23 protein-coding genes are annotated in these 26363 nt (G+C 68.4%); 8 read left to right on the forward strand and 15 right to left on the reverse strand.

The features are described 5' to 3' along the window. Positions 1–30: 30 nt before the first annotated feature. From QOZ99_RS01885 to QOZ99_RS01925, 9 genes are all read right to left on the reverse strand, one after another. The gene (locus QOZ99_RS01885; protein ID WP_306888181.1) at positions 31–1344 is read right to left on the reverse strand and encodes an amidohydrolase family protein; all 1314 of its coding nucleotides are present in this window, start codon (positions 1342–1344) and stop codon (positions 31–33) included. Next, positions 1341–2285 carry an ABC transporter permease gene (locus QOZ99_RS01890; protein ID WP_306888432.1) on the reverse strand — a complete coding sequence of 315 codons (945 nt, stop codon included), beginning with the start codon at positions 2283–2285 and terminating at the stop codon, positions 1341–1343. Before QOZ99_RS01890 ends, QOZ99_RS01885 begins: the two co-directional genes overlap by 4 nt. Positions 2286–2287: 2 nt before the next feature. Continuing rightward, the gene (locus QOZ99_RS01895; RefSeq protein WP_306888182.1) at positions 2288–3355 is read right to left on the reverse strand and encodes an ABC transporter permease; all 1068 of its coding nucleotides are present in this window, start codon (positions 3353–3355) and stop codon (positions 2288–2290) included. Positions 3356–3560: 205 nt separating this feature from the next. After that, a complete protein-coding gene (locus QOZ99_RS01900; RefSeq protein WP_306888184.1) occupies positions 3561–5108 on the reverse strand; it encodes an ABC transporter ATP-binding protein in 1548 nt (515 codons plus the stop codon). 154 nt (positions 5109–5262) lie between these two features. Beyond that, positions 5263–6303 (reverse strand): BMP family protein, encoded by a 1041-nt coding sequence (locus QOZ99_RS01905; protein WP_306888185.1) that lies wholly within the window; start codon positions 6301–6303, stop codon positions 5263–5265. Positions 6304–6395: 92 nt separating this feature from the next. After that, a complete protein-coding gene (locus QOZ99_RS01910; protein ID WP_306888186.1) occupies positions 6396–7157 on the reverse strand; it encodes an NUDIX hydrolase in 762 nt (253 codons plus the stop codon). Between the two features lie 6 nt (positions 7158–7163). Continuing rightward, positions 7164–8060 carry a PhzF family phenazine biosynthesis protein gene (locus QOZ99_RS01915; RefSeq protein ID WP_306888187.1) on the reverse strand — a complete coding sequence of 299 codons (897 nt, stop codon included), beginning with the start codon at positions 8058–8060 and terminating at the stop codon, positions 7164–7166. Positions 8061–8063: 3 nt separating this feature from the next. Further along, positions 8064–8912, reverse strand: coding sequence for a pyridoxal kinase PdxY (gene pdxY / locus QOZ99_RS01920; protein WP_183190238.1), 849 nt, complete (start codon positions 8910–8912; stop codon positions 8064–8066). A gap of 123 nt (positions 8913–9035) precedes the next feature. After that, positions 9036–10238, reverse strand: a complete 1203-nt coding sequence (locus QOZ99_RS01925) for a GGDEF domain-containing protein (protein ID WP_306888188.1) — start codon at positions 10236–10238, stop codon at positions 9036–9038. A 177-nt stretch (positions 10239–10415) separates the two neighbouring features. On the opposite strand from QOZ99_RS01925, the gene QOZ99_RS01930 reads away from it, so the two are divergent. Then, complete coding sequence (locus QOZ99_RS01930; protein ID WP_306888189.1) at positions 10416–11687, forward strand: amidase family protein; 1272 nt, start codon at positions 10416–10418, stop codon at positions 11685–11687. Positions 11688–11837: 150 nt separating this feature from the next. Further along, a complete protein-coding gene (locus QOZ99_RS01935) occupies positions 11838–12614 on the forward strand; it encodes an outer membrane protein (RefSeq protein ID WP_306888190.1) in 777 nt (258 codons plus the stop codon). A gap of 141 nt (positions 12615–12755) precedes the next feature. Here QOZ99_RS01935 and QOZ99_RS01940 read toward each other — a convergent pair whose 3' ends face one another. The 5 genes from QOZ99_RS01940 to QOZ99_RS01960 all read right to left on the reverse strand — a co-directional run bounded on the left by QOZ99_RS01940 (position 12756) and on the right by QOZ99_RS01960 (position 19817). After that, positions 12756–13565 carry an LssY C-terminal domain-containing protein gene (locus QOZ99_RS01940; RefSeq protein ID WP_306888191.1) on the reverse strand — a complete coding sequence of 270 codons (810 nt, stop codon included), beginning with the start codon at positions 13563–13565 and terminating at the stop codon, positions 12756–12758. A gap of 4 nt (positions 13566–13569) precedes the next feature. Then, positions 13570–17313, reverse strand: a complete 3744-nt coding sequence (metH, locus tag QOZ99_RS01945) for a methionine synthase (protein ID WP_306888192.1) — start codon at positions 17311–17313, stop codon at positions 13570–13572. Between the two features lie 10 nt (positions 17314–17323). Further along, a complete protein-coding gene (locus QOZ99_RS01950) occupies positions 17324–17695 on the reverse strand; it encodes an endonuclease domain-containing protein (protein ID WP_306888193.1) in 372 nt (123 codons plus the stop codon). Between the two features lie 155 nt (positions 17696–17850). Continuing rightward, complete coding sequence (gene metF / locus QOZ99_RS01955; RefSeq protein ID WP_306888194.1) at positions 17851–18783, reverse strand: methylenetetrahydrofolate reductase [NAD(P)H]; 933 nt, start codon at positions 18781–18783, stop codon at positions 17851–17853. Next, on the reverse strand, positions 18783–19817 hold the full coding sequence (locus QOZ99_RS01960) for an ArsR/SmtB family transcription factor (RefSeq protein WP_306888195.1): 1035 nt from the start codon (positions 19815–19817) through the stop codon (positions 18783–18785). Before QOZ99_RS01960 ends, metF begins: the two co-directional genes overlap by 1 nt. 106 nt (positions 19818–19923) lie before the next feature. Between QOZ99_RS01960 and tsaA the strand changes: the two genes are divergently transcribed. Further along, entirely contained in the window at positions 19924–20562 is a 639-nt protein-coding gene (gene tsaA / locus QOZ99_RS01965) for a tRNA (N6-threonylcarbamoyladenosine(37)-N6)-methyltransferase TrmO (RefSeq protein ID WP_370876775.1), read from the forward strand. 200 nt (positions 20563–20762) lie between these two features. Beyond that, positions 20763–21863 carry a L,D-transpeptidase gene (locus tag QOZ99_RS01970; protein ID WP_306888434.1) on the forward strand — a complete coding sequence of 367 codons (1101 nt, stop codon included), beginning with the start codon at positions 20763–20765 and terminating at the stop codon, positions 21861–21863. A gap of 125 nt (positions 21864–21988) precedes the next feature. On the opposite strand, the gene QOZ99_RS01975 is transcribed toward QOZ99_RS01970, so the two are convergent. Continuing rightward, positions 21989–22594: an MOSC domain-containing protein gene (locus tag QOZ99_RS01975; protein WP_306888196.1), complete on the reverse strand. Its 606-nt coding sequence runs from the start codon at positions 22592–22594 to the stop codon at positions 21989–21991. Between the two features lie 164 nt (positions 22595–22758). Between QOZ99_RS01975 and QOZ99_RS01980 the strand changes: the two genes are divergently transcribed. Genes QOZ99_RS01980 through QOZ99_RS01995 form a run of 4 tightly spaced genes read left to right on the forward strand, consistent with a single transcriptional unit; the run spans position 22759 to position 26270 of the window. Further along, complete coding sequence (locus QOZ99_RS01980; RefSeq protein ID WP_306888198.1) at positions 22759–23346, forward strand: HdeD family acid-resistance protein; 588 nt, start codon at positions 22759–22761, stop codon at positions 23344–23346. Positions 23347–23371: 25 nt separating this feature from the next. After that, positions 23372–24583: an OpgC family protein gene (locus QOZ99_RS01985; RefSeq protein WP_306888199.1), complete on the forward strand. Its 1212-nt coding sequence runs from the start codon at positions 23372–23374 to the stop codon at positions 24581–24583. Between the two features lie 30 nt (positions 24584–24613). Next, entirely contained in the window at positions 24614–25372 is a 759-nt protein-coding gene (locus QOZ99_RS01990) for an SGNH/GDSL hydrolase family protein (protein WP_306888201.1), read from the forward strand. A 1-nt stretch (position 25373) separates the two neighbouring features. Beyond that, the gene (locus tag QOZ99_RS01995) at positions 25374–26270 is read left to right on the forward strand and encodes an SGNH/GDSL hydrolase family protein (RefSeq protein WP_306888202.1); all 897 of its coding nucleotides are present in this window, start codon (positions 25374–25376) and stop codon (positions 26268–26270) included. Positions 26271–26363 lie beyond the last annotated feature (93 nt).

A 26363-nucleotide genomic window follows, 5' to 3' on the forward strand; every position in this document is an offset into this window, starting at 1 on the left:
CGTGACCGAGCGTCGGCAGGCCCGCAAACTTTAGCCGCCCTCCCCCTCGTGCGGCGCATAGGAGGCAGGATCGACCAGCGACGGCCGACCGGGAAGATCCAGCGCCGAGACGCGCGGCGTGCCCTCCGCGATGACGCGGCCGCGCCGGACCACGAAGAGCCGCGCCGCCTTCAGCCGGATCGCCTCGATCGGGTCGGCCGCCTGCAGCACGACGAAATCGGCATGGCAGCCGGGCGCGAGCCCGTAGCCGTCCAGCCCCATGATGCGGGCGGGGTTGGTCGTCACCGCCTCGAAGCACCAGCCCATCGCCTCGCGTGCCGTCATCTGGCCGACATGCAGGCCCATATGGGCCACTTCCAGCATGTCGCCCGAGCCGAGCGAATACCAGGGGTCCATGACGCAGTCCTGCCCGAAGGCCACGTTGACCCCCGCCGCGCGCAGTTCCGGCACCCGCGTCATGCCGCGGCGCTTGGGGTAGGTGTCGTGCCTTCCCTGCAGGGTGATGTTGATCAGCGGATTGGCGATGGCATGGACGCCGGCCTCGGCAATCAGCGGGATCAGCTTGGAGACGTAGTAATTGTCCATGGAATGCATGGAGGTGAGGTGCGAGCCCGCCACCCGCCCGTGGAGCCCGAGCCGGGCGGTCTCGAAGGCCAGCGCCTCGATATGGCGGGAGAGCGGGTCGTCGCTCTCGTCGCAATGGATGTCGACGCGCAGCCCGCGATCGGCGGCGATCTCGCACAATTCCCGCAGCGAGGCGGCGCCATCGGCCATGGTGCGCTCGAAATGAGGAATGCCGCCCACGACATCCACGCCCATGTCGAGCGCGCGATAGAGATTCTGCCGGGCGTTGGGAGACCGGTAGAAGCCATCCTGCGGGAAGGCCACGAGCTGGAGGTCGATATAGTCCTTCACCTGCTCGCGCACATGCAGCAGCGCCTCGACCGCGAGCAGCCGGTCGTCGCACACATCGACATGGGAGCGGATGGCGAGCAGGCCCTGGCTCACCGCGAGGTCGCAATAGGCGAGCGCGCGCTCGATCACCGCCTCATGGGTCAGCAGCGGCTTCAGCTCGCCCCATAGCGCGATGCCCTCCAACAGCGTGCCGGAGCGGTTCAGCCGGGGCAGGCCGAGCGAGAGCGTCGCGTCCATGTGGAAATGCACATCGACGAAGGGCGGCGCGACCAGCCGGCCGCCGGCATCGATCACCTGCCCCGCCGGCTCGCCCAGCTGCGCCGCGATGCCGGGCTCCACCGCGAGGATGCGCCCGTCGGCACAGGCGATGTCGACACCCGTCCGGCCGTCCGGCAGGCGGGCATTCGTCAGCAGCAGATCGACACTCATCGCTGTCCCTTGAAGTACGGCTTCATCAGAGCGCGTGGATAGTCCGCGCGGCGGGCGACCAAGACAAGCGCGGCGATGGAGAAAACATAGGGCAGCATCAGGAAGATCTGGCTCGGCACCGCCCCGCCGGTAATCGTCTGGAGCCGTAGCTGGTAAGCATCGAGCGCGCCGAACAGCAAGGCCCCGAGCAGCGCTTTCCCCGGCCGCCAGGAGGCGAAGACGGTGAGCGCGATGCACACCCAGCCGCGCCCGTTGATCATGCCGAAATAGAACGCGTTGAAGGCCGAGAGCGTGAGAAACGCCCCGCCCAGCGCCATCAGCGCCGACCCCGCCATGACCGCGCCGAGGCGCAGGCCCACGACGGAGAGCCCCTGCGCCTCGACCGCTTCCGGGTTGTCGCCCACCGCGCGGAGCGCGAGGCCGAGCGGCGTGCGCGCGAGGATGAGCGCCAGCGCGCCGACACAGGCGAAGGCCAGCACCGTGAAGGCGGTCTGCTGGGCGAGGATCGGCCCGATGAAGGGCAGATCGCCCAGCACCGGCAGGTCGAGTGGGGGAAAGGCTTCGATGCGCGGCGGCGTCGCGACATTGGGAAAGGCCACGCGATAGCCGAAATAGGCCACCGAGGTGGCGAGCAGTGTCACCCCGATGCCGGTGACATGCTGCGACAAGCCGAGCGGCACGGTCAGGATGCCGTGCAGCAGCCCGAACAGCGCGCCCGTGGCGGCCGCCACCAGCACGCCGCCCCATAGCGGCAGGCCGAGATAGACCGCCAGCCAGCCCGACATGGCGCCGGCGACGAAAATACCCTCGATGCCGAGATTGAGCACCCCCGCCCGCTCGCAGAGCAGCGCGCCGAGCACGCCGAAGATCAGCGGCGTGGCGATGCGGATGGTCGCCGCCCAGAAATTGGCCTGGGTGAGGATGTCGAGCGCGGACCACAGCATCACACGGCCTCCCGGCGGACGAGCACGATGCGGAAGCGCGTGAGAAGTCCGCCCACCAGCACGCTGAGCAGCGACAGCGCCACCACGAGATCGGCGAGATAGTTCGAGACGCCGATGGCCCGGCTCATCGAATCCGCCCCGACGAACACGCCGGCGATGAAGATGGCGGAGGGGATGACGCCCAGCGGGGAGAGATTGGCCAGCGTCGCCACCACGATGCCGGCATAGCCGAAGCCGGGCGAGAGGTCGGCGGTGAGATAGCCCTTGAGCCCTGCCACCTCGCTCGCCCCGGCCAGCCCCGCGAGCCCGCCCGAGAGCAGGCCGACCAGCGCCATCGCCGTGCCGACGGGCAAGCCGGCATAGCGCGCCGCCCGGGCATTCTCGCCCACCGCGCGGATACGGAAGCCCCACACGGTGCGGGTGATGAACACATGCAGCAGAAGCGCCGCGATCACCGCGATCACCAGCCCCCAGTGCAGGCGCAGCCCGGTGATCAGCTTGGGCAGGGTCGCCTCGTCCAGCACCGGCGCCGATTGCGGCCAGCCCATCGCCATCTCGTCCTTCATCGGCCCTTCGAGCATCATCTGCACGAAGAGAAGCACGATGAAGTTCATCAGGAGCGTCACCACCACCTCGTCGGCGCCGAAGCGGGTCTTGAACAGCACCGGCACCAGGAGCAGCGCCGCACCGGCCAGCGCCGCCCCGATCAGCACCAGCGGCACCAGCACATAGGCGGGCGCCTCGATCAACCCGGCACCGAGCGCGACGGTGGCAAGCGCCCCGGCATAGAGCTGGCCCTCGGCCCCGATGTTCCACAGCCTGGCGCGGAAGGCCACGGCGGCGGCAAGGCCGGTGAAAATCAGCGGCGTGGCGCGGGTCAGCGTTTCGGCCAGCGCGAAGCCGTCGCCCGCCGCGCCCTTGGCCATCAGCACGAAGGCGCCCAGCACCGGCGCGCCGGAGAGCGCCAGCGGAATGGCGGTGAGCAGCAGGGCGGCCAGCCCCGCCCCGACCGAGACCGCGACGGTGAGCCAGACCGGTGTGCGCTCGCGCGGGATGAAGCGGATCACGACCGTCCTCCCGACCGAAGCCGCAGTGCCCCCTCACCCCATCCCTCTCCCCGGCCGGGAGAGGGAGCCACCCCGCCGCGCAAGCGCTCGGGCGGACAAAGGGAGAGGAGCGCCCGGACGGCCGCTTCGCGCGCCTTTCCATCGCCCTGCCGGCGAAAGGAGCGGGATGAGGCGTGGCGTGAACGGCCCGGCCCGCTGAAATCCATCATGCCGCCTCCTCCGCCGCGTGGCCGGCCATCATCAGGCCGACCTTGCGGATATCCAGCCCGGCCGTGTCCATCGCGGCGGAGAGATGGCCGGCATGCACCACCGCGATTCGGTCGGACAGGGCGAATAATTCGTCGAGATCCTCGGAGATCAGCAGCACGGCCGCGCCGCGGTCCCGCGCGGCGATGAGCCGGCGGTGCACATCGGTGGTGGCGCCGATGTCGAGCCCGCGCGTCGGCTGGTGGGCGAGCACGAGCCGGGGGGCGCGTTCCAGCACGCGGGCCAGCACCACCTTCTGCATGTTGCCGCCCGACAGCGCGCGGACCGCCGCGTCCGGGCCGGGGCAGCGCACATCGTAATCGGCGATCGCCCGTGCCGCCCGCCGCCGGATATCGCTGCGGCGGACCAGTCCGGCCCTCTGGTTCTCGGGCGCGGCGATGGTCTCCAGCACGTAATTCTCCGCCACGGAGAGGGCGCCGATCGTGCCGTCGCGATGACGGTCCTCCGGGATGCGGCCGATGCCGGCCGCGATACGCCCGGCGGGATCGGCGCGCGAGGCCCTCACCCCGGCGATCAACGCCTCTCCCGCGCGCGGGCTGGCGAGGCCGGCGACCAGCTGTGCCAGCGCGCCCTGCCCGTTGCCGGATACGCCGGCAATGCCGACGATCTCCCCCGCCCGCACCTCAAGATCGGCACCCTCCAGCCGGTCGCGCTGGCCCGGCGCGCCGACGCTGACGCCGCGCAGGTCCAGCACCGGGGCGCCCGGATTGGCCGGCGGGCGCTCGCGCGCCGGGATCGGGCGGCCGACCATCAGTTCGGCGAGGCTGGCCCGGCTCGCCCCAAGGGTCGGCTGGTCGGCCACCTTGGCGCCGCCCCGCAGCACGACGACGCGCTCGCACAGCGCCAGCACCTCGTGCAGCTTGTGGCTGATGAAGATGACGGCCAGCCCCTTGCGGGCCAGCGTGCGCACCGTCGCGGCGAGGCTGTCGGCCTCCTGCGGGGTGAGCACGGCGGTCGGCTCATCGAGGATCAGCACGCGCACATCGCGATAGAGCGCCTTGAGAATCTCGATGCGCTGCTGCTCGCCCACCGAGAGCCGCGCCACCGGCACGTCGAGGTCGGTGGCGAGCCCGCTCTCCGTGATCAGCCGCTCCAGCTTGGCGCGCGCCGCGCCGCGCCGCAGCCCGAGGCTCCACAGCGACTGCGTGCCGAGCACGATGTTCTCGAAGCCGGTCAGGTTCTCGGCGAGGGCGAAGTGCTGGTGCACCATCCCGATGCCCGCCGCCAGCGCGGCCTCGGCCGAGCCGCCCGGCAGCGGCGCCAGTTGCCCGTCGGCGCCGGCAATGTGCACCACGCCCTCGTCGGCGACATAGTGGCCGAACAGGATGCTCATCAGCGTGGTCTTGCCCGCGCCGTTCTCGCCGAGCAGCGCGACGATCTCGCCGGCCCGCACGTCGAGGTCGATATGGTCGTTCGCCGTCAGCGGGCCGAACCGCTTGGTGATGCCGGCGAGCGAGAGGACGAGCGGGCGGGGGTCGGGGTGCATGGGTGTGGCTGCCGCCTGAGGGGACTCTCTCAACCTCTCCCCGATGGGGAGAGGTGGCCCGCGAAGCTGGTCGGTGAGGGGCTACGCCATTGCGGAGCGTCGAAGACCCCCTCACCCCACCCCTCTCCCCGCCGGGGAGAGGGAGCAGCGCACGTCACAGCGTCGATTTGGGCTCGCCGTCGTTCACGTTGACCCGGAACAGGCCGTCCTTGATCTCCTTCTCCTTGACGAGAACGAGGTCGACGATTTCGGGCGGCACCAGCTTGGGGTCGAGCGGAGCAAGGCTGGCGCCGCCCTCGGCCATGTAGCTGTAGGGGCCGTAATCGGCGGCGACGAAGCTGCCCGCCGTCACCGCGGCGATCGCCTTGTCGATGGTCGGCTCCATCTGCCACAGCGCCGAGGCGACCACCGTTCCGGGATACTGGGCGGAGGTGTCGATGACGTTGCCGATCGCCTTCACGCCGCGTTCCTTGGCGGCATCGGATACGCCGAAGCGCTCGGCGTAGAGAATGTCCGCGCCCTTGTCGATCTGGGCGAAGGCGGCTTCCTTGGCCTTGGGCGGGTCGTACCAGGAGTTGATGAAGGTGACGATGAACTTCACCTTCGGGTTCACCGACTGCGCCCCTTCCATGAAGGCCTGCATCAGCCGGTTCACCTCGGGGATGGCATAGCCGCCGACCAGGCCGATCACGTTCGACTTGGTGAGCTTTCCCGCCACCATGCCGGTGAGATAGGAGGGCTCGTGGATGAAATTGTCGAACACCGAGAAGTTCGGCTTGGTGGGACCGAAGGAAGAGCCCATGAGATAGGCGGTGCCCGGATAATCCGCCGCCACCTTGCGCGCCGGGCGCTCGACCGCGAACACCTCGCCGACCACGAGGTCCGCGCCCTCCTGCGAATATTGCCGCATCACCCGCTCGTAATCGGTGTTGGCGACATTCTCGGAGAATTTATAGGTGATGTCGCCGCGCGCCTCGGCCGCCTTCAGCGCCTTGTGGATGCGCGACACCCATTGCTGCTCCACCGGCACGGTGTAGATCGCCGCGACCTTGATCGGCCGGGTCTTGGCGGCGGCCAGCGCCGCGCCACCGAAGGCCGAAAGCGCGACCGCGCCGGCGCCAAGCGCCAGCAACTGCCGTCGATCGATTACGCCTGACGAAAAAAGCGGCAGTGTTTCGGACGACTTCACGACCATCTCTCTATCTCCCCGACGAAGAACGGCGGCTCGCGCCTGCGCGACCGCATTATGCGCCGGCACATGCGAGCGTTGTGCCATTTTCGAACTGTTCAGTCCGAAAAGTCACGCAGGCTTTTCGCCCTGCCCCCAGACATGCTGCCCCAGACATGCGCGAGATAGGCCCGGATGAACGGCGCCATGTCCGCGCGGATGTCGTCGGGACCGCGGGCGATGATCACCGCGTCGATCTCGGAGCGTTCCTGCGCGTGGATATGGGCACGGATGCGGCGAGCCACATCATCGGCACTGTCGCGGGCGACAAGCTGGCGCAGCAGCGCCACGCGGCGCTCGTCGCGCAGCGCGGTCCAGCCGGGCGCCGGCGTCGCGTCGCGCAGCGACAGGCCGGTTTCCTCGGCCAGTTCCCGCCACACGCTGGCCTCCAGGTCGACGCGCCCGTCGGCGGTGACATCGTGGGGGTCGGGCGTGCCGGCGGCGAAATAGATGCGCCCGGCATTGGCCGTCCAGGGCGCCATGCGGGCCAGCACGAAGCCGCCATCCGCCCCGCGCAGCGCGCCCATGGCGAAGCCGTTGCGCGCCGTCGGGTGCGCCGGCTCGCGGCCGAGCAGCCACAGCAGGGCGGCATAGTCGGTTTCGACATAGCGGCCGGTCAGCGTGGCCGCCTCCAGCCGATGCGAGGCCAGCACCAGCACGCGCCCGTTCCAGATGCTCGGCTGCCGCAGCACGCGCTCGGCGAAATGCGCCTCGATCGCGGCCCGGTTCTCCTCCACGAAGCCGCAGGGCCCGCGATCGATCCGCATGTCCAGCCGGTCGATCTCGGCGATGACCGGACGATAGGCGACCACCGCCGTCACGCCGCCTCACACATGCAGCGTGCCCTCGGAGACGATCACCGCGCCGCCACCGATGGTGACGGAGGCGAGCGCGCCACCCGTCACTTCCAGTCCGAGCCGCACCAGGCTCGGCCGGCCCATCTCGACGCCCTGCAGGATGTCGAACGCATTGAACCCATCGCCCGGCTTCTCGCCCGCCAGCAGCACGGCAGCGAGCGAGGCGGCGGCCGAGCCGGTCGCCGGATCCTCGTCGATGCCCATGTTGGCGCCGAACATGCGGGCGCGGAAATCGCCCTCGCCATCCTCGTCGCGGCAGAACACGTAGACCGATTCCGCCTCGCTGCCGAACGTGCCGATGAGCCGCGCCGCGCTGGGGCTGATGCGCGCCAGCGCCGAGCGCGAGGCCAGCGGCACGCAGACGAACGGCACGCCTGCCGAGGCCACCACCGGGCGGTAATCGTCGAAGCCGATATCGGACGTGTCGAGGCCGAGCGCCTGGGCGCAGGCTTCCACGCTCATCGGCTGGGCGTCGAGGATTTCGGGAACGCGCGGCACGGTGAAGATGGCATGGCCGAGCCGGGGGCCCTTCACCGTCACATGGCAGGGCACGGCGCCGACATTCTCCTCCAGCACGAAGGCTGTCGACGTCTCGACCCCGTCGCGAATGGCGAGCAGCACCGCCGTGCCGACCGTGGGATGGCCGGCGAAGGGAAGTTCGTGATTGACGGTGAAGATGCGCAGCCGGGCGCGGCTCTCCTCCTCCTGCGGCTTCACCAGGAAGACCGTCTCGGACAGGTTGAACTCGCGGGCGATGGCCTGCATCTGATTGCCGTCGAGTCCCTCGGCATCGAGCACGACGGCCAGCGGATTGCCCGAGAGGGCGCGGTCGGTGAAAACGTCGAGCGTGACGAAGCGACGGGCCATGGGTCAGAGCTTCTCTGGTGTGAAAATGCGGGACGGCGATACGAATTCATCCTGCGCCGCGACGGTGAGAATCTCCGTCGCGCCGGCGGCAACGGTCCGGGCAAGCAAACCATAGGCCGAAGACGCCGCCATCGAGAGGGCCTGTGCGGTGGAATGCGTCGTCTTCCAGTGCACGAAGAACAGCGCCGCGATGGCATCGCCCGCCCCGCTGGCCGAAATGGCGAGCCGGGGCGTGCGCACGCGGAATCGCCCGTCCGGGCCCGAGGCGATGAGGTCGATGGAATCGGCCGGCGTCTCCTCGGTGTGCAGGCTCGTAACCAGTATGACGCGCGGCCCGGTGGCGTGCACCGCATCGCAAGCGGCCAGAGCCTGCGCCAGCGTGCCGGTGCCATGGCCGGCGAGGATTTCGAGCTCGAACTGGTTCGGGGTGATGAGGTCGGCCGCCGGCACGGCGCGCGCGCGCATGAATTCGGGAATGCCGGCCCGAACGAACAGCCCGGAGCCCACGTCGCCCATCACCGGATCGCAGCAATAATGCGCGCTGGAATTCGCCGCCTTGACCCGGCCGACCGCGTCGAGGATCGCATCGCCGATCTCGGCCGTGCCCATGTAGCCCGAGAGCACGCCGTCGCAGCGCGGCAGCACGTTGCGATCCTCCAGCCCCCCCACCAGCTCGCGGATCAGCCCGCCGCCAAATACCTCGCCGCGCCAGGCGCCATAGCCGGTGTGGTTGGAAAACTGCACCGTGTGGATGCCCCACACCTCATGGCCGAGCCGCTGCATGGGAAACATCGCCGAGGCGTTGCCCACATGGCCGTAGGCAACCCACGACTGGATCGACAGAATGTTCATTGCACAGCGCCCACGCCCGACTTGAGAGGATCCGCGCTTACCTCTCCCGCGGCAAGGCATCAAACGAAATTCCGCATGGCCACCCATCACGAAAGCCGATGGAACGCCGGCACGACCCGCACCTCACCCGTCGATCCAGCCGGGCAGCGCGGCCGGGCGGGCACCTTCGCCCGACGAGCCGGCCAGCACGTAGCCATCCCGCCCCGCCGCCTTGGCGTCGTAGAGGGCCCGGTCGGCCCGGCGCATCACGCTGTCCAGCGCCTCGCCATTGCCGATCATCGCCACGCCGAAACTCGCCGTGACGCGCACCCCGGCCGGCACCAGCTGGTAGGTCCGGCTGGCCAGCGCGGCACGAATGGCCTCCAGCCGCGCGGGCGCCTCCCGGATGTCCAGATCCGGCAGCAGCAGGCAGAACTCCTCGCCGCCGAGCCGCCCGCACAATTCCCCCGGCTGGGCGAGGTTGCGCAGCACGGCGCCGAACAGGCTGATCACCTCGTCGCCTGCGGCATGGCCGAAGCGGTCGTTGATCGACTTGAAGCGATCGAGGTCGGCCATGACCAGGCAGGCGGACCGATCGGAGCGCAGGCGCTCGGTGAAGGATGTGGCGCCATCGAGAAAGGCCGCGCGGGTGAGCGCGCCCGAGAGGTGATCATGCTCCAGCCGCCGGGCGGTTTCCGCCACCAGTTCGGCGACGATCACCCCCAGCAGCGCGAGCCCCAGCAGCAGCGACAGCACCGCGCCGAGGGTCTGCGAATAATAGGCATAGACGCTCATCACATAGCCGCGCACATCCGCCGCCTCGCCATCGCTGAACAGCGGCGCGCCGGCCTTGGCGAGAAACTGCAGCGAGACGATGGCTAGGATACCGGCGAGCAGGCGGTCCCACGGTCCGCGCCGGCCCGAGCCCAGCACACGGGCAGCGCCCAGAGCCGCCATCGCCGCGAACGGCCCCTGATAGGCAAGCCCGTGCGTGAGCGTTCCCCGCGGCAGATCATAGGTCACGGCGACGTTGAACAGCGTGCAGCCGGCCCACAGGATGACGGCGGGCGCCACGGACAGGCCGGGGCGGTAATGACGGGTCAGCCCCGCCGCGATCAGCGTCAGGGCCAGCAGCAGCAGCGAGAAGGACAGGCCGGACAGCAGGCGCGCCGAGGCGATGAGCGGCGCCAGCGCCTCCACCGTCACCGTCGCGGCGGCCGACACGAAGCCGGCGGCGCACCAGCGCCCCAGTTCGAGACGCGAGCGCCAGGACAGACCGAGAAACGCAGCGGCAAAGGACAGGCCGATGAAGCCGTTGATGACCAGAAGAAAAGTGGCGCCCCGCATTGCCCTTGCCGGAACCGAATCGACCGACCCGCCGACCCAGCGCAGCATAGACGGGCCGGGACACCGGCGCCACGAACCGGGCCGTGGCGGTTCCCTCGCGAATGCCCTACCCCGCCACCCCCAAGGGACCGGAACATCGGTCTTGCTCTACTTTCGCGCGCATGCGACAGGCGAGGCATGACCGAGATGCTCTCCGCCGTCGCCCTCGCCCAGGCCGTCCGCGCCGGACGCCTGACCCCGTTCGATGTCGCCGAGCGCTGCCTTGAGGCCATTCGCACGCGGGAAGCCGACGTGCAGGCCTTCGCGGCGCTGGACGCCGATGCGCTGCTCGCGCAGGCCCGCGCCCCGGGGCTGGCCGAGCGCCCGCTGGCCGGCCTGCCGGTGGGGGTGAAGGACATTCTCGACACGGTGGACTTTCCCACCGGGCGCGGCTCGCCGATCTATGCCGGCTACCGTCCGGTGGCGGACGCGGCGATCGTGCGCATGGCGGTGCGGGCCGGCGGGCTGATCGCCGGCAAGATGGTGACGACCGAGTTCGCCTTCCTGCAGCCGTCCCCGACGCGCAACCCGCGCCGCCTGTCGCACACGCCGGGCGGCTCCTCGGCCGGCTCGGCGGCGGCGGTGGCGGCGGGCATGCTGCCCATCACCCTCGGCACGCAGACCGGCGGCTCGATCATCCGCCCCGCCTCGTTCTGCGGCGTCACCGGCTACAAGCCCTCCTTCAAGCTGCTGCCGGTGCTCGGCCTCAAGCCCTTCGCCTGGTCGCTCGACACGCTTGGCCTGTTCGGCGCCCATGTGGCGGATGTGGCTTTCGCGGCCGCCGCCATCAGCGGGCGCGAGCTGGTCCCGGCGGATGACGGGCATGTGCCGCATTTCGCACTGGTGACCACGGCGCGCGCCCACCTCGCGGCGCCGGACGCCCATGCCGCGCTGGAGGCCGCCGCGCGTGCCGCGCGGAAGGCCGGCGCCCGCGTCAGCGTGCTCGACCTGCCGGCCGAGGTGGAGGCCGCCGATGCCGCCTGCGGCCCGGTGCAGGCCTTCGAGGCCGCGCTCGCCTTCGCCGACGAATGGGACCGCCACCACGGCGACCTGTCGGAAACGCTCGCCAGCTATCTCGCGAGTGCCCGGCACGTGACCCCCGACGAATATGACGCCGCCCGCCGCGCCTCGCGGCGCGCGCGCCATGCGCTGGCCGATGCCGCGGCCGGGTTCGATGCCATCCTCACCTTCTCCGCCACCGGCGAAGCTCCGGCGGGACATGCCACGACCGGCTCACCCGTCTTCAACCGGCTGTGGACCCTGACCGGCGCGCCCTGCGTGAACGTGGCCGGCCTCACCGGCGCCAGCGGCCTGCCGATCGGCGTGCAGGTGGTGGGACGGTTCGGACGTGACAGGACCACGCTCGGCGCCGCGCGATTCCTGGAACGGGCGATCCATGACGGCCATTGACGCAAGGACCGAGAATGCGCCGGCAGCCTCTGTGTCGGCGCGAATCTTGGCTTGTGCCTAAATACATTTGGTCAAAAATCGCAAGAGCCCGTTACAGTTTATTAAGTCTAGAAATCTATGGTCAGCTCATCCTTCGGGGGAGCGTAATTCATGAGTATCAAAGCAATTCTTCTCGGCAGCGCGGCCGTCGTCGCGCTTGCGGTTCCGTCCTTCGCCGCCGACCTTGCCTATCCGGTAAAGGCAGCGCCGATGGTTTATGCACCGCCGGTCTTCACCTGGACCGGCTTCTATCTCGGTGGCAATTTCGGCTATGGCTGGGGCGAAAGCTCCGCGCCCTGGCGCGATTATCTCAACTACAAGTATCTGGGCTGGGACCAGAACAGCTATGGCGGGGCGGCTGATCCCGAGGGCTGGTTCGGCGGCTTCCAGTTCGGCTATAACTACCAGTTCGCCAACAATGTCGTGTTGGGCGCGGAAGCCGACTTCCAGTTCGGTTCGATCACGGGCAACCTTGATTATTTCGGCGTCCGCACCAGCCCGGGCAATTTCGACCAGCAGTTCGGCAGCATCGAGACCGAGATCGAGTCCTTCGGCACGGTCCGGGCGCGCATGGGCTATGCCATGGATCGCTTCCTTCCCTATGTCACCGGCGGTCTCGCCTGGGGCAACGTGAAGGTTTCCGAGGGCTGGAACAGCTATCTCAACGGCAACCTGCAGCCGCTCCTGGGCGGCAGCAACTCGGCCAGCGAGACGCTGTGGGGCTGGACCCTGGGCGGCGGCATCGAATACGCCGTCACCGACAACTGGACTGTCAAGGGCGAGTATCTCTACACGGATCTCGGCGATATCAGCTGGAACGGGTCGACCAATACCCGCGCCGACGTGAGCCTGCAGACGCTGAAGATGGGCGTCAACTACAAGTTCTGATCCGGCCTCCAGCGCCCGTCAGGACCATGATCGGCAAGCCCCGGGCCCGCATGTCCGGGGCTTCGTCGTTTTCAGCGGGCGAGACCTCCACCGGCTTTGCCCTCCCCGCGAACGCCGTCCCCGGCTGCCGCGCCGGCGTCGCTATTGCGGGCCGACCAGCCCGGCCACCGTGCTCCACACCGCATCCTTGATGCCGACCGCCGCCGGCGGGGCAATGAGGGTGGGTGGATCGGGGTTCTTCTGCCCGTCCGGCATCAGATCGGCGAACCAGATCTCGCCATCGGTATAATAGGGATCGCCGCCGCCATTGCGCCCGAACAGTGTGGGGCCAAGCCCGGTCACCTGATAGACCTCGCGCACGACCCCCGCTTTCTTGAGGTCATCGACCAGCAGGTCGCGGACCGCATCGACATCCGGGCCGATATGGTGGGTGACGGCGCCGGTATAATGGCTGAGGCCGACGCCGCGGTCATAGGTCGCCGAGCCGAGCCACACAGCCCGGCCTTCGGCGCCGCGATCCAGCACCTTCCACAGCCGCACATGGTCGCGACGATCGGCGCTCGTGCCGACCTCCTTCTCGAAGGCGAGATCCTCGACGCGCCCGTCATAATAGAGCGGGCTGACCGGCGCCTGCGGGTCCGGACGGTCCAGCAGCACCGAGCCGATGATGTCGACGCTCGACTTCAGCGTCACCGGGTCCGCCGCCGTCCAGCCTGCCGCGTACAGGGCGCGGATCACGTCCTCGCGGGCCCCGACCAGACCGACATCGATCGGGTCGCCGGGAATGCCCTGTTTGGTCTGCGTCACCATCGGCATGTGCCGGATGCCGGGCTGGCGCTCGTGATGCGTCCACAGCCGCGGCAGCAGGATATAGGCCAGCGCCGCCCAGACCAGCACGCCGAGCAGCGCCCAATGCCACACCCGCCGCGCGTCCTTCTTCAGCGCGACCATGGGTTCACTCGGCCGCGACGGACTTGTGACTGACCGGATCGTAATTGAGCACCGGCGCCAGCCAGCGCTCGGCCTCTTCCACGCTCATGCCCTTGCGCGCCGCATAATCCTCGACCTGGTCGCGCTCGATCCGGCCAACGCCGAAATAGGCGGCCTCGGGATGGGCAAAATACAGGCCCGACACCGCCGCGCCCGGCCACATGGCGAAGCTCTCCGTCAGTTCCACTCCAATGCGGGGCGTGACGTCGAGCAGGCTGAACAGGGTGGCCTTCTCCGTATGGTCGGGCTGGGCGGGATAGCCCGGCGCCGGGCGGATGCCGCGATAGGCCTCCTGGATGAGCCCGTCATTGCCCAGCGCCTCGTCCGGCGCATAGGCCCAGAACTCGCGGCGCACCCGCTCATGCATGCGCTCGGCGAAGGCCTCGGCGAGGCGGTCCGCCAGCGCCTTGAGGAGAATGGCGGAATAGTCGTCATAGGCCGCCTTGAAGGCCTCCGAGCGCTCGTGTTCGCCGAAGCCGGTGGAAACGCAGAAGCCGCCGACATAATCGGTCACGCCCGTCGTCGCCGGGGCGATGAAATCGGCCAGCGCGATATTGTGCCGGCCCTCGCGCTTGCCCATCTGCTGGCGCAGCGTGTGCAGCCGCGCCAGTTCCGCCGAGCGGGTCTCGTCGGCATAGAGCACGATATCGTCGCCGAACGTGTTGGCCGGCCAGATGCCGACCACCGCGCGGGCGGTAAGCCATTTTTCGGCGATGATGCGGTCCAGCATCCGGCGCGCATCGTCATAGAGGGCGCGCGCGGCGATGCCGACCTTCGGGTCGTCGAGGATGGCCGGGAAGTGGCCGGCCAGTTCCCAGGACTGGAAGAAGGGCGACCAGTCGATATAGGGCACCAGTTCGCCGAGATCGTAGCTCTCGAACACCCGCGTGCCGATGAAGCCCGGCACCGGCGGCTGGTAGGCGTCGAAGTCGAGGACGAGGCGGTTGGCGCGCGCATCCCCCAGCTTCACCCGCACCTTGTTGCGGTCGGACTTGGCATGCGCGTCGGCCAGCTTGGCATATTCGGCGCGCACATTGGCGACATAGTCGGCGCGCGAATTGTCGTTCAGCAGGGCCGAAACAACGCCCACCGCGCGGCTGGCATCGGTGACATAGACCGCCTGCCCGCGCACATATTGCGGGGCGATCTTCACCGCCGTGTGCACGCGCGAGGTCGTCGCCCCGCCGATCAGCAGCGGCAGGCTGAACCCCTCGCGCTCCATCTCGGAGGCGACATGCACCATCTCGTCGAGCGAAGGCGTGATGAGGCCGGACAGGCCGATAATGTCCACCTTCTCCGCCCGCGCGACCTCCAGGATCTTCGCGGTCGGCACCATGACGCCGAGGTCGATCACCTCGTAATTGTTGCACTGCAGCACGACGCCGACGATGTTCTTGCCGATGTCGTGCACGTCGCCCTTCACGGTCGCCATCAGCACCTTGCCGGCCGAGGAATCCTCGGTGATGCCGTTATCCAGCTTCTCCTGCTCCATGAAGGGCATGAGATAGGCCACCGCCTGCTTCATCACGCGGGCGGATTTCACCACTTGCGGCAGGAACATCTTGCCGGCGCCGAACAGGTCGCCGACCACGTTCATGCCGGCCATCAGCGGGCCTTCGATGACATGCAGCGGACGCGCGACGCCCTGGCGCGCCTCTTCGGTATCGACCTCGACGAAATCGGTGATGCCGTTGATCAGCGCATGCGCGATGCGCTTCTCCACCGCCCATGTGCGCCAGGTGAGGTCGGCCTCGCGCTTCTCCTTGCCCGGCCCGCCTTTGAAGTTCTCCGCCAACGCCAGCAGGCGCTCGGTCGCGTCGTCGCGGCGGTTGAGCACCACGTCCTCGCACGCCTCGCGCAGCGCCGGCTCGATCTCGGAATAGAGCGCGAGCTGGCCGGCATTGACGATGCCCATGTCCATGCCCGCCGCGATGGCGTGATACAGGAACACCGCGTGCATCGCCTCGCGCACCGGCTCATTGCCACGGAACGAGAAGGAGAGGTTCGACACGCCGCCCGAGATGTGGGCATGCGGCAATTGCTGGCGGATCGCCCGCACCGCCTCGATGAAGGCCACGCCATAGCCGGCGTGCTCCTCGATGCCGGTCGCCACCGCGAAGATATTGGGATCGAAGATGATGTCCTCGGGCGGGAAGCCCACCTCGTCGACGAGGATGCGGTAGGCCCGCGCGCAGATCTCGACCTTGCGCTCATAGGTGTCGGCCTGGCCCTGCTCGTCGAAGGCCATGACGACGACGGCCGCGCCATAGGCCCGCACCAGCCGGGCGTAATGACGGAAGGCGTCCTCGCCCTCCTTCATCGAGATCGAATTGACGATGCCCTTGCCCTGGATGCACTTCAGGCCCGCCTCGATGACGCTCCACTTGGAACTGTCGACCATGATCGGCACGCGGGCAATATCGGGCTCCGCCGCCAGCAGGTTGAGGAACGTGACCATCGCCTTTTCGGAATCGAGCAGGCCCTCGTCCATGTTGATGTCGATGACCTGCGCGCCGTTCTCCACCTGGTCGCGCGCCACGGCCAGCGCGGCGGTGTAGTCGCCATTGGTGATGAGCTTGCGGAAGCGCGCCGAGCCGGTGACGTTGGTGCGCTCGCCGACATTCACGAACGGAATGATCGACGTCAGTTCAAAGGGTTCGAGGCCGGACAGGCGCAGGCGCGGCTCGATTTCCGGCACCACGCGCGGGGCATGCGGCGCCACCGCCTGCGCCAGCGCGCGGATATGATCCGGCGTGGTGCCGCAGCAGCCGCCGACAATGTTGACGAGGCCCGAGGCGGCGAACTCGCCGACCAGCTTGGCCATCGCTTCCGGGCTCTCGTCATAGAGGCCGAATTCATTGGGCAGGCCGGCATTGGGATAGGCACAGACGAGCGTGTCGGCAATGCGCGACAATTCGTCGATATGCGCGCGCATCTCCTTGGCGCCGAGCGCGCAGTTCAGCCCGATGGAGAAGGGCTGGGCGTGGCGCAGCGAATTCCAGAACGCCGCCGGCGTCTGGCCGGACAGGGTGCGGCCGGACAGGTCGGTGATGGTGCCGGAGATCATCACCGGCAGGCGGATGCCGCGCGCCTCGAACAGACGCTCGATGGCGAAGACGGCGGCCTTGGCATTCAGCGTGTCGAAGATGGTCTCGATCAGCAGCAGGTCCGCCCCGCCGTCGATCAGCGCGCCGGCCTGCTCGCCATAGGCGGTGGCCAGCTCGTCGAAGGAGGTGGCGCGGTAGCCGGGATCGTTGACGTCGGGCGAGATCGAGGCGGTGCGGTTGGTCGGGCCGATGGCGCCGGCGACGAAACGGCGGCGGCCGTCCTTCTGCTCCGCCAGCCTGGCGGCTTCCTTGGCGAGCTTGGCGCCTTCGAAATTGATGTCGTAGACGAGGCTCTCCATGCCGTAATCGGCCATGGCGATGGTGGTGCCCGAAAACGTGTTGGTCTCGACGATATCCGCACCCGCCAGGAAATAGGCGAGATGGATGTCACGCACCGCCTCCGGCTTCGTCAGGTTGAGCAGGTCGTTATTGCCCTTGAGGTCGCGGTTCCAGCTCTTGAAGCGCTCGCCGCGATAGCCGGCCTCGTCCAGCTTCAATTGCTGGATCATCGTCCCCATGGCGCCGTCGAGCACGAGGATGCGCGACGAGGCGGCCTGATGCAGGGCTTCGAGGGTGTCGGCATTGGCTATCGTCTTGGACATTGAGCGGCTCCTACTCCCTCTCCCCGTGCGGGAGAGGGTTGGGGTGAGGGGCATCCGCGCGCAGGATTTCAAGAATCCGCGCCAGAACGCCCTCGATATTGTCGTTCACGTCGTTATTCCAGAAGCGGATGACGAGATAGCCACTGGCTTCGATCATCCGGCTCCGTTCTGCGTCCGTCTCGACGGAATGCTGGCCGCCGTCCAGTTCGATCACGAGCTTGGCGTCGGCGCAGAGGAAATCGACCGTAAAGCGATCAATCGGCTCCTGCCGCCGGAATTTCCAGCCATCGAGCTGCCGGTCGCGAAGGCGGGACCAGAGGAGCTTTTCGACGTCCGTCTGGTTCCGGCGCAGCTGGCGTGCTCGAAATACCCTGCCGTCCATCCCCCTCACCCGCCGCTTCGCGGCGACCTCTCCCCTCGGGGAGAGGTGAAGATGCCGCTCTCTCTGTCTTGTATCAGGCCTTCTCCGTCAGATGGACCTGCCCCCTCTCCCCGACGTGACGAGGGGTGGGGTGAGCGGTTTTCGACGCCCCGCCCCTACGCCGCCGCCTGCCCGTTGCCCTGCCCCGCCGCGACCTCCTGCGGCGGACGAATGCCCAGCAGGTGACACACGGCATAGACGAGGTCGGCGCGGTTGAGCGTGTAGAAGTGGAATTCGGTCACGCCGCGATCGACGAGATCGAACACCTGCTCGGCCGCCACGGCGGCGGCGATCAGCTTGCGGGTCTCGAGGTCGGCGTCGAGCCCCTCGAAACGCCCGCTCAGCCAGTCCGGCACATGGGTGCCGGTCTTTTCGGCGAAGTTGCGCGCCTGCTTGAAATTCGACACCGGCAGGATGCCCGGCACGATAGGCACATCGATGCCGCGCGCGCGCACCTTGTCGAGGTAGCGGAAATACAGGTCGTTGTCGAAGAAGCACTGGGTGATGGCGCGGGTCGCCCCGGCATCCACCTTGGCGGCGAGGATATCGAGATCGGTGTCGAACGAGGCACTCTCGGGATGCCTCTCCGGATAGGCCGAGACCGACACCTCGAAATTGGCGATGCGACGAATGCCGGCGACCAGTTCGGCGGTCGTCCGGTAGCCCTGCGGGTGCGGCTCATAGGCCTGGCCGACGCCGCCCGGCGGATCGCCGCGCAGCGCCACGATATGGCGCACGCCGGCATCCCAATAGCCGCGCACCACGTCGTCCACCTCGCCCCTGGCGGCGGAAACGCAGGTCAGGTGCGCCGCCGGGGCGAGCCGGGTCTCCTTGACGATGCGCTCGACCGTGGCGTGGGTGCGCTCGCGCGTCGAGCCGCCGGCGCCATAGGTCACCGAGACGAATTTCGGCGCCAGCGGCGCGAGGCGGGTGATGGAGGCCCACAGCGTCGCGTCCATCTCCGGCGTCTTCGGCGGGAAGAACTCGAAGGAGACGGAGATCGGCCGCCCCCCGCTGCGCCGGCTGCGACGCTCGACTTCGGACGACATCAGGCGACCTCCTTCTTATCGGGTGGGGCTTGCTTGCCCTGCGGGGCATCGGCGAGCGCGATGCGCGGATCGCGCGCCAGCCAGAGCGAGACGGTGAGCCTGCCTTCGCCCGGTTTTCCACTATTTTCGGGCGACAGCAGGCGATGGGACTGCGGCACGAGGCCGGCCTGGGTGAGCCAGCTCTCCATGATCTCCGGCGCAAAGCCGAGACGGCGATGGGCGTGCTGCTCGCGCAGGAATTCGAGGTCGTGCGGGTCGAAATCGACCACCAGCAGGCGCCCGCCGGGGCGCAGCACGCGGGCCGCCTCCCTCAAGGCGCGCGGCGCGTCCTCCAGGAAGTGCAGCACCTGATGCACGATCACCACGTCGAAGGCATCGCGCGGCAGAGCGAGATTATAGATGTCGCCCTGCCGGACGGTGGCGTTGCGCACGCCGGCGCGCTCCAGATTGGCGCGGGCGACGGCGAGCATGTCGGCCGAGAGATCGATGCCGAGGCCCCGCTCCATCTCGTCGGCGAACAGTTCGAGAATGCGCCCGGTGCCGGTGCCGAGATCGAGCAGGCTGCCGATCCGCGCGCCGGAGAGGATCGATCGGATCGCCGATTCCACTTCCGTCTCGGGCGCATGCAGGCGGCGTATGGCGTCCCATTCATGGGCATGGGCGCGAAAATATTCCTGCGCATGGGCGGCGCGGGCGGCGCGGACCGCCTCCAGCCGCTCGCGGTCGCGCAGCAGCACCTCGTCGTCCGGTGCCATCAGCTCGATCAGCGCGTCGGTGAGCGCGGCGGCGGGCGCCTCGGTGGCGCGGCGGTAGAACACCCAGCTCGCCTCGCGAAAACGCTCGACCAGACCGGCTTCGGCCAGCAGCTTGAGGTGGCGCGAGATTCGCGGCTGCGACTGGCCCAGAATCTCGGTAAGCTCGGAGACGGTCAGTTCACCCTCGCCGATCAGCGCCAGGAGGCGCAGGCGCGTGTCCTCGCCGGCGGCCTTGAGGCCGTCGAGCAGGGGCGCGAAATTGAGCGAGGAACCGGACACGTTGCCTCCGAAAAAGATATAAAGATATGTTTATGTCTTATTTCGTCGATGCGCAAGAGGCGCGCGACCTCGAAGAGGCGCGCGACCTTTCCGGAAGGAGCGGGACATGAGCCACGAGACACGCGGGCACCTGCCGCGGGCGGACGAAGACCAGGCGGGCGAAGACCAGGCGGGCGAAGACCAGGCGGGCGAAGACCAGGCGGGCGAAGACCAGGCGCAGGAGCGCGCGGCACAGCAAGGGGCGGCGCCCGAGTTCGGCATCCGGCCCGGCGAAGTGGCGATCGACCTGCCGCCCAGCGCCGATGCCGGGGTGTATTTCATCGGCCGCATCCGCACGCCGTGGAAGAACCGTGCCGACTGCCCGAAGAACGGGCGCGAGTCGCAGGTGGTCTGCACGGTGGAGATCGCTCCGGCCTTTCGCCCCGCGCTCGAGGGGCTGGAAGGCACCACGCATCTGTGGCTGCTCTATTTCATGGACCGCGCGCCGCGAAACCTCGTCGTGCAGGTGCCCCGGCACTATGGGCGCGGCCGCGGCACCTTCGCGCTGCGCAGCCCCGCGCGGCCGAATCCGATCGCGCTGAGCGCGGTGCAACTGCTGGGCATCGAGGACGGCACGCTGTCGGTGATCGGGCTGGATTGCCTCGACGGCACGCCGCTGATCGACATCAAACCCTATTTCGCCTCCACGGACTGCTTCCCCGAGGCGGTCGTGGGCTGGCATCGCGAACGCGGGCGGGAATGCTAGGCGGAAAGATCCGTCGGGGTCGTTGGAAAGAGTCTGCTAACCAAGATGTGGCATCAATGCATCGGGGATGCGTTATGCGCATGGCTCGGGGTCAAAGGGCCGTTCCAGGCTCTGGTCTGGTCTTGAACCTGCCTTGATCGTGCGTCATTTCCTCACGGCAACGTATGAAGATACATTCCGGCAGATCCAGTTAAGGCATGATGATGGTCGCTCGCCTTGGTTTCGTTCCCGCTGTCGCCTTTACCGTCCTGGCATCGGTGGGCAGCGCCGCAGCGCAATACAATTCAGCAGCCCCGCAGGCTGGTTCGGCCTATGAAGCCGCGACGGGCAATCCGGTGAACGAGGACGTGCAGGTTCCGGCCGCGTACGACCCCTATGCCGGCACGAACGCGGCGGTCGCCCCGCAGGCGGCGCCCGGCACGCCCGCGCCCTATTACGCCCAGCCGGCTGCCGGTGTCGCTGCGCAGCCGCCCGGTGCCGTCCCCGGCGCGCCGGCCGATGCCCGCTATGCGAGCCCGGCGAGCCAGCCGGCCGGCTATCCGCCGGGCGCCTATTCCGGCCAGCAGCCGGTCGGCGCGCCTTCTCCCTATGGCGCCACCGCGGCCGCGGCTCCCGTCAACAGCGCACCGCCGGCCTATGGCCAGTCGGCCGCGGCGCCGGCGCCGCGTCAGGACCTGAACAACAATTATGGCGCCAACGGCTCCAGCGTGGCCATGCTGCCGGCGGAAGACCAGCCGGAGGAGGGCCCGGCGAAGGAACTGCCGGCCAACCTCAAGCGTCAGGTGGTGGACTACCCGACCACCCAGGCTCCCGGCACCATCGTCATCGATACGTCCAACACCTATCTCTATCTGGTGATGGGCGGCGGCAAGGCCGAGCGCTACGGCATCGGCGTCGGCCGCGACGGTTTCACCTGGGCCGGCACCGAAAAGATCTCCCGCAAGGCCGAATGGGCCGACTGGCGCCCGCCGGCGGAAATGATCGAACGCCAGCCCTATCTGCCGCGCTTCATGGCCGGCGGCCCGGGCAACCCCCTCGGCGCGCGCACCATGTATCTCGGCGGCACCATCTACCGCATCCACGGCACGAACCAGCCTTCCACCATCGGCCAGTTCATGTCCTCGGGCTGCATCCGCATGCTGAACGAGGATGTCGAGGCGCTGTACGAGAAGGTGAAGGTCGGCACCAAGGTGGTGGTCCTGCCGGGCAGTTCGCCCAAGACCGCCGCCGCCGATGGCTCCATGGCGCCGATGCCGGTCAGCGCGTCCGTCAGCGCCTCGAACGGCCTCGCCGTTCACTGATCCCTCGGGGCTCTTCTCTGGGGCCCTCGTCGATCGGGGATCTTGTCGATCGGGCGGAATCACCTGATCGACAAGAAAATCGTTTCGATTCAACAGGCTAGGGTGTTTTCGATTCGGAAGACGATCTAGCGCGTCCATGGCCGCTGCGCCGGAACGCGTAGCTCGATCTCGGTGCCGGCGGCGAGTTCGCCGGCACGTTCGACCCAGGCCACCAGCCCGCGCAGCCCTTTTGCCCGCTGTACGAAGGCAAGGTCCAGCCCCGCGCTGCCGGGATGGAAGGCCGCGACAGCCGCCCCGGCGTGCCGGCAGGGCGCGTTCTCCCCCTCCACCGCAAGCGTTGCTCCGCCCGCCGCGAAAAGTCGCGTGCCCGGTGGCAGCTGGGTGAGGTGCGCGATCCCCTCGATCACCAGATTGGCGCCCAGCCATTCCGGCTGCACGTCGGCGATGCCGAGGCGGCGGGCGATCTCCGCGAGTTCGTCCATGGCGACGATGGAAACCTGCCGCGAATTGCGAATCGGCGTGCCGCGCGGAAACCACGGCACGCGCGAATCAGCCGGGCGGGCCATGCCGCTATGCCGATCCCCCGGCACACCCTCCAGCGTCACCCCGAGCGACCCCACCTCGCGGGTGGCGAATCCCGCACCATCGGCGATCAGCGTGCGGGCAAGCCGCGCGGTGAAGCGCTGGGCGGGAACCACCGTGGGGCCAAACAGATCGCCATTTTCATTCATGCACCGGTTTCCTCGCGACATCTCTGGCGGATCGGGCAAATGCGACTGCGCGCGTCACCCGACGGCGCTAAAGTACCATGCTCCACGGACGCAGGCAGGAACCCCAGCGGGGTATGAGCGTTGTGCTTTGCCGGCCTGGCGCCCGTCAGATCGAGGTCGAACCGATGTCCACTCCCAGCGATTCCCTTCCCCACTCCCCGGCCGGCTCGCTCGCGGGCCATCTGAAGGAATTGCGGGCCAAATGGGGGTGGTTCGTCGCCCTCGGCATCGTGATGATCCTCGCCGGTCTGATCGCCCTCGGCAGTTCCTACACGCTGGTGATCGGCACCCTGATCTCGGTCTACTACATCGGCGCGATGATGATCGTGGGCGGCGTCGCGCAGATCTTCCATGCGTTCGGCATGAAGGGTTGGGGCGGCTTCTTCTTCTGGCTGCTGGACGGCATCCTCTACCTCGCCGCGGGCGTGCTGGCCTTCACCCAGCCGGACCTCGCCGCCACGGTGCTGACCCTGCTGCTCGGCATCGCGCTGATCATTGGCGGTCTCTTCCGGGCGATCGCCGCCTTCCAGATGCGCCCTGCGCCGGGCTGGGGCTGGATCCTGTTTTCGGCCATCATCGCCATCATCCTCGGCGTCGAGATCACCGTGCAATGGCCGATCAATTCGCTGTGGATCCTCGGCCTGTTCCTCGGCATCGACCTTCTTTTCAACGGCTTCACGGTGCTCATGTTCGGCCTTGGACTGAAAAAATGAGCGAGGCGACGTGAGGCAGAGCGCCTTGGCCCGATCGATCGGCCGCGATGAGCCGGCTGGCTCTCCCCAGGCGGAGGTGCCGCCGGCTCCTTCGGCGGATCGGGCCGGCAAGCCGCCTGCCTCCGGCCGGGATCTGCGGCTCGATCTGTTTCGCGGTCTGGCGCTGTGGTTCATCTTCCTCAACCACATCCCCAACAATGTCGCGAACTGGATCACCAACCGCAATTTCGGCTTCTCCGACGCCACGGAGATCTTCGTCTTCATCTCCGGCTATACCGGCGCGATGGTGTATGGCCGGCAGATGGCGGCCGATGGGATGATCGTCACGTCCGCCCGCATCCTGCGGCGGGCGTGGCAGCTCTACATCGCCTTCATCTTTCTGTTCGTCATCTACCTCGCCGAAATCTCCTATGTCGTCGGCAGCTTCTCCAACCCGCTCTACGTGGAGGAGATGGGGGCGCTGCAATTCCTCTCCGAGCCCGACGTCGCGCTGGTTCAGGCGCTGCTGCTGAAATTCCGCCCGGCCAACATGGATGTGCTGCCGCTCTATATCGTGTTGCTCGCGACCTTCCCGCCCGTGCTCTGGGCGCTGCGCCGCAAGCCCGATCTCACGCTCGCGGCCTCCGCGCTGATGTGGCTGGTGGCGACCAGCACGGGCTGGAACCTGCCCGCCTATCCCGACGACCGGACGTGGTTCTTCAATCCCTTCGCCTGGCAGTTGCTGTTCGTGTTCGGCGGCTGGTGCGGGCTGGGCGGCAGCGACCGGTTGTCGCGGGTGGTCCAGTCGCCGGCCGTGGTGGCCGCCTGCCTCGCCTATCTCCTCGTCTCGCTGCTGGTGGTGATCAGCTGGTGGTGGCCGCCGCTGGAAGGGCTGGTACCGCCGGCCATCGGCGACCTCATCTATCCCATCAGCAAGACCGACCTGTCGCCGCTGCGGCTGATCCATTTCCTGGCACTGGCCATCGTCGTGGTGCGCGCCGTGCCGGTGGACCTGCCGGTGCTCCGCTCGCCGCTGCTGGCGCCGATGATCCTCTGCGGGCAGAACTCGCTGCAGGTGTTCTGCCTCGGGGTGTTTCTTTCTTTTGCCGCACATTTCGTGCTGAATGAGATTTCGGGCACGCTTCTCATGCAGCTTGCGCTGAGCATGGCCGGCATCGTCCTGATGGTGGGTCTCTCTGCCTTGCTGTCGTGGTATGGTCGCGTCGAGCGCGAGATTGCCGCGCGCAAACATGGCTGATCGACGCGGTTCGCTGTGAAAAATTGGGTCTTGAGTTTTGTCGTTTCGGCTCTCGTCTTGGCGAGCGGGTTTTCCGCTCGGGCCGAGAGCGCTTCCGTATGCGCCGCCCCCTCCGAACTGACGCGCGCCGTCTTCACGCTGCCGCGGCTGGCAAAGTCGCTGGCCGCGAAGAAGCCGACCCCCGTTCTGGTGCTCAACAGTTCGTCGCTTGCCAAGAAGAGCGCGCTGAAGGCCGGGACGGACAAGGACGCGCCGCGCGCCTTCCCGAGCTTTCTGGAAGAGACGCTGCGGGCCCGCTATCCCGATGGCGGGGTGGTGGTGACAACCCATAACGAGCCGCGCGCCACGGCGGAGGCGATCCTTGCCGACCTGCCCGGCGTGCTGGCGCAGGCCCGGCCGGCTCTGGTCATCTGGCAGACCGGCACCTATGACGCCATCCTCGGCGCCGATACCTCGGCCTTCTCGGACGCGGTGAATACCGGCATCGGCCACATCCACGAATCCGGCGCCGACGCGATCGTGATGAGCCCGCAATTCAGCCCGCGCACCGCCATCGCCATCGATGTCGCGCCCTATGCCAACGCCCTCGCCTGGGCCGCACGCTCCAGCGGCATCCCGTTCTTCGACCGCTACGACATCATGCAGTTCTGGGCGAGCGAAGGCATTTTCGATTTCGACACCGCCCGCCCCTCCCCGTCACAATTCGAGGACGTGCATCGCTGCATCGGCCGGCTTCTGGTCGGCATGATCGTGGATGGCGTCGAGACACGCGCCTTGGGTTCACGCTGACATGCGCCTTCTTCCCCTCGCTCTCGCCGCGACGCTCGCGCTTGCGCCGCTGGCTCCCCGGCCTGCCGCCGCCCAAAGTTCATCCGCCTCCGCCGCACCCATCCCGCAGGCGGCGCAGTCGATCCTGCCGCCCACTTGCCCGGCAGCCAAGGCCTCCACCCGCCTGAGCGCGCCCCTCGCCCGCACGGCGGCGCGGCTGCGCGCGGGACAGCCGATCACCATTGTTGCCATCGGCTCCTCCTCCACCGCCGGCGCGGGCGCCACCTCGGCGTCGGCGAGCTATCCGAGCCGGCTGCAGGCGGCTTTGCGCGAGCGTTTCCCCGGCGCCGACATCACGGTGCTCAACCGCGGCGTCAACGGACAGGACGCCCCGGAAATGCTGGCGCGCTTCGACGCCGACGTGGCGGCGGCCAAGCCCACTCTGGTGATCTGGCAGGCCGGCGTGAACGCGCTGTTCCGCGCCGACGGCCTCGCCACCGCCGGACCGGAACTTCGTCAGGCGATCACGCGCATCCGCGCGCTCGACGCGGATCTGGTGCTGGTCGACCCGCAATATTCGCCGCGCGTCATCGCCGATGCCGATACCGGCGCGATGATCCGGCTGATCGACGCCGTGGCCAGCGAGGAGGGCGTCGACGTCTATCACCGCTACGCGCTGATGCGCGACTGGCACGAAGCCGGCCGCATGCCGTTCGAGTCCTTCCTCGCCAAGGACAGCTTCCACATGAACGACTGGGGCTATGACTGCTTCGCGCGCGACCTCGGTCGGTCGATGGCGGCCAATATCGACGCCCAGCAGCGCGCGGCCGACCTCACGCCGTCCGCCTCCCGATCGTCCGCCAAACCGTCCGCCTTCCCCGCGAAGAACCCGTCCGCGCCCGTCTCCGCCACGCCTTGAGAGTCACGCCCTGAGGCGCGCCGGCGACGGAGCGCGGAGGGGCGGGAGCGGCGCTGCGCCCTTTGTCATGTTGCGCGTCGCCAGCCAATGCGT

This window comes from Ancylobacter amanitiformis (assembly GCF_030814815.1).
GTDB classification, from domain to species: Bacteria; Pseudomonadota; Alphaproteobacteria; order Rhizobiales; family Xanthobacteraceae; genus Ancylobacter; species Ancylobacter amanitiformis.

Bases quoted from the DNA above. Each gene is read 5' to 3' on its own strand.
- QOZ99_RS01885 (WP_306888181.1), bottom strand. From the start codon at position 1,344: ATGAGTGTCGATCTGCTGCTGACGAATGCCCGCCTGCCGGACGGCCGG.
- QOZ99_RS01900 (WP_306888184.1), bottom strand. From the start codon at position 5,108: ATGCACCCCGACCCCCGCCCGCTCGTCCTCTCGCTCGCCGGCATCACC.
- QOZ99_RS01905 (WP_306888185.1), bottom strand. From the start codon at position 6,303: ATGGTCGTGAAGTCGTCCGAAACACTGCCGCTTTTTTCGTCAGGCGTA.
- QOZ99_RS01915 (WP_306888187.1), bottom strand. From the start codon at position 8,060: ATGGCCCGTCGCTTCGTCACGCTCGACGTTTTCACCGACCGCGCCCTC.
- pdxY (WP_183190238.1), bottom strand. From the start codon at position 8,912: ATGAACATTCTGTCGATCCAGTCGTGGGTTGCCTACGGCCATGTGGGC.
- QOZ99_RS01925 (WP_306888188.1), bottom strand. From the start codon at position 10,238: ATGCGGGGCGCCACTTTTCTTCTGGTCATCAACGGCTTCATCGGCCTG.
- QOZ99_RS01930 (WP_306888189.1), top strand. From the start codon at position 10,416: ATGACCGAGATGCTCTCCGCCGTCGCCCTCGCCCAGGCCGTCCGCGCC.
- QOZ99_RS01935 (WP_306888190.1), top strand. From the start codon at position 11,838: ATGAGTATCAAAGCAATTCTTCTCGGCAGCGCGGCCGTCGTCGCGCTT.
- QOZ99_RS01940 (WP_306888191.1), bottom strand. From the start codon at position 13,565: ATGGTCGCGCTGAAGAAGGACGCGCGGCGGGTGTGGCATTGGGCGCTG.
- metH (WP_306888192.1), bottom strand. From the start codon at position 17,313: ATGTCCAAGACGATAGCCAATGCCGACACCCTCGAAGCCCTGCATCAG.
- QOZ99_RS01950 (WP_306888193.1), bottom strand. From the start codon at position 17,695: ATGGACGGCAGGGTATTTCGAGCACGCCAGCTGCGCCGGAACCAGACG.
- metF (WP_306888194.1), bottom strand. From the start codon at position 18,783: ATGTCGTCCGAAGTCGAGCGTCGCAGCCGGCGCAGCGGGGGGCGGCCG.
- tsaA (WP_370876775.1), top strand. From the start codon at position 19,924: ATGAGCCACGAGACACGCGGGCACCTGCCGCGGGCGGACGAAGACCAG.
- QOZ99_RS01970 (WP_306888434.1), top strand. From the start codon at position 20,763: ATGATGGTCGCTCGCCTTGGTTTCGTTCCCGCTGTCGCCTTTACCGTC.
- QOZ99_RS01975 (WP_306888196.1), bottom strand. From the start codon at position 22,594: ATGAATGAAAATGGCGATCTGTTTGGCCCCACGGTGGTTCCCGCCCAG.
- QOZ99_RS01980 (WP_306888198.1), top strand. From the start codon at position 22,759: ATGTCCACTCCCAGCGATTCCCTTCCCCACTCCCCGGCCGGCTCGCTC.
- QOZ99_RS01995 (WP_306888202.1), top strand. From the start codon at position 25,374: ATGCGCCTTCTTCCCCTCGCTCTCGCCGCGACGCTCGCGCTTGCGCCG.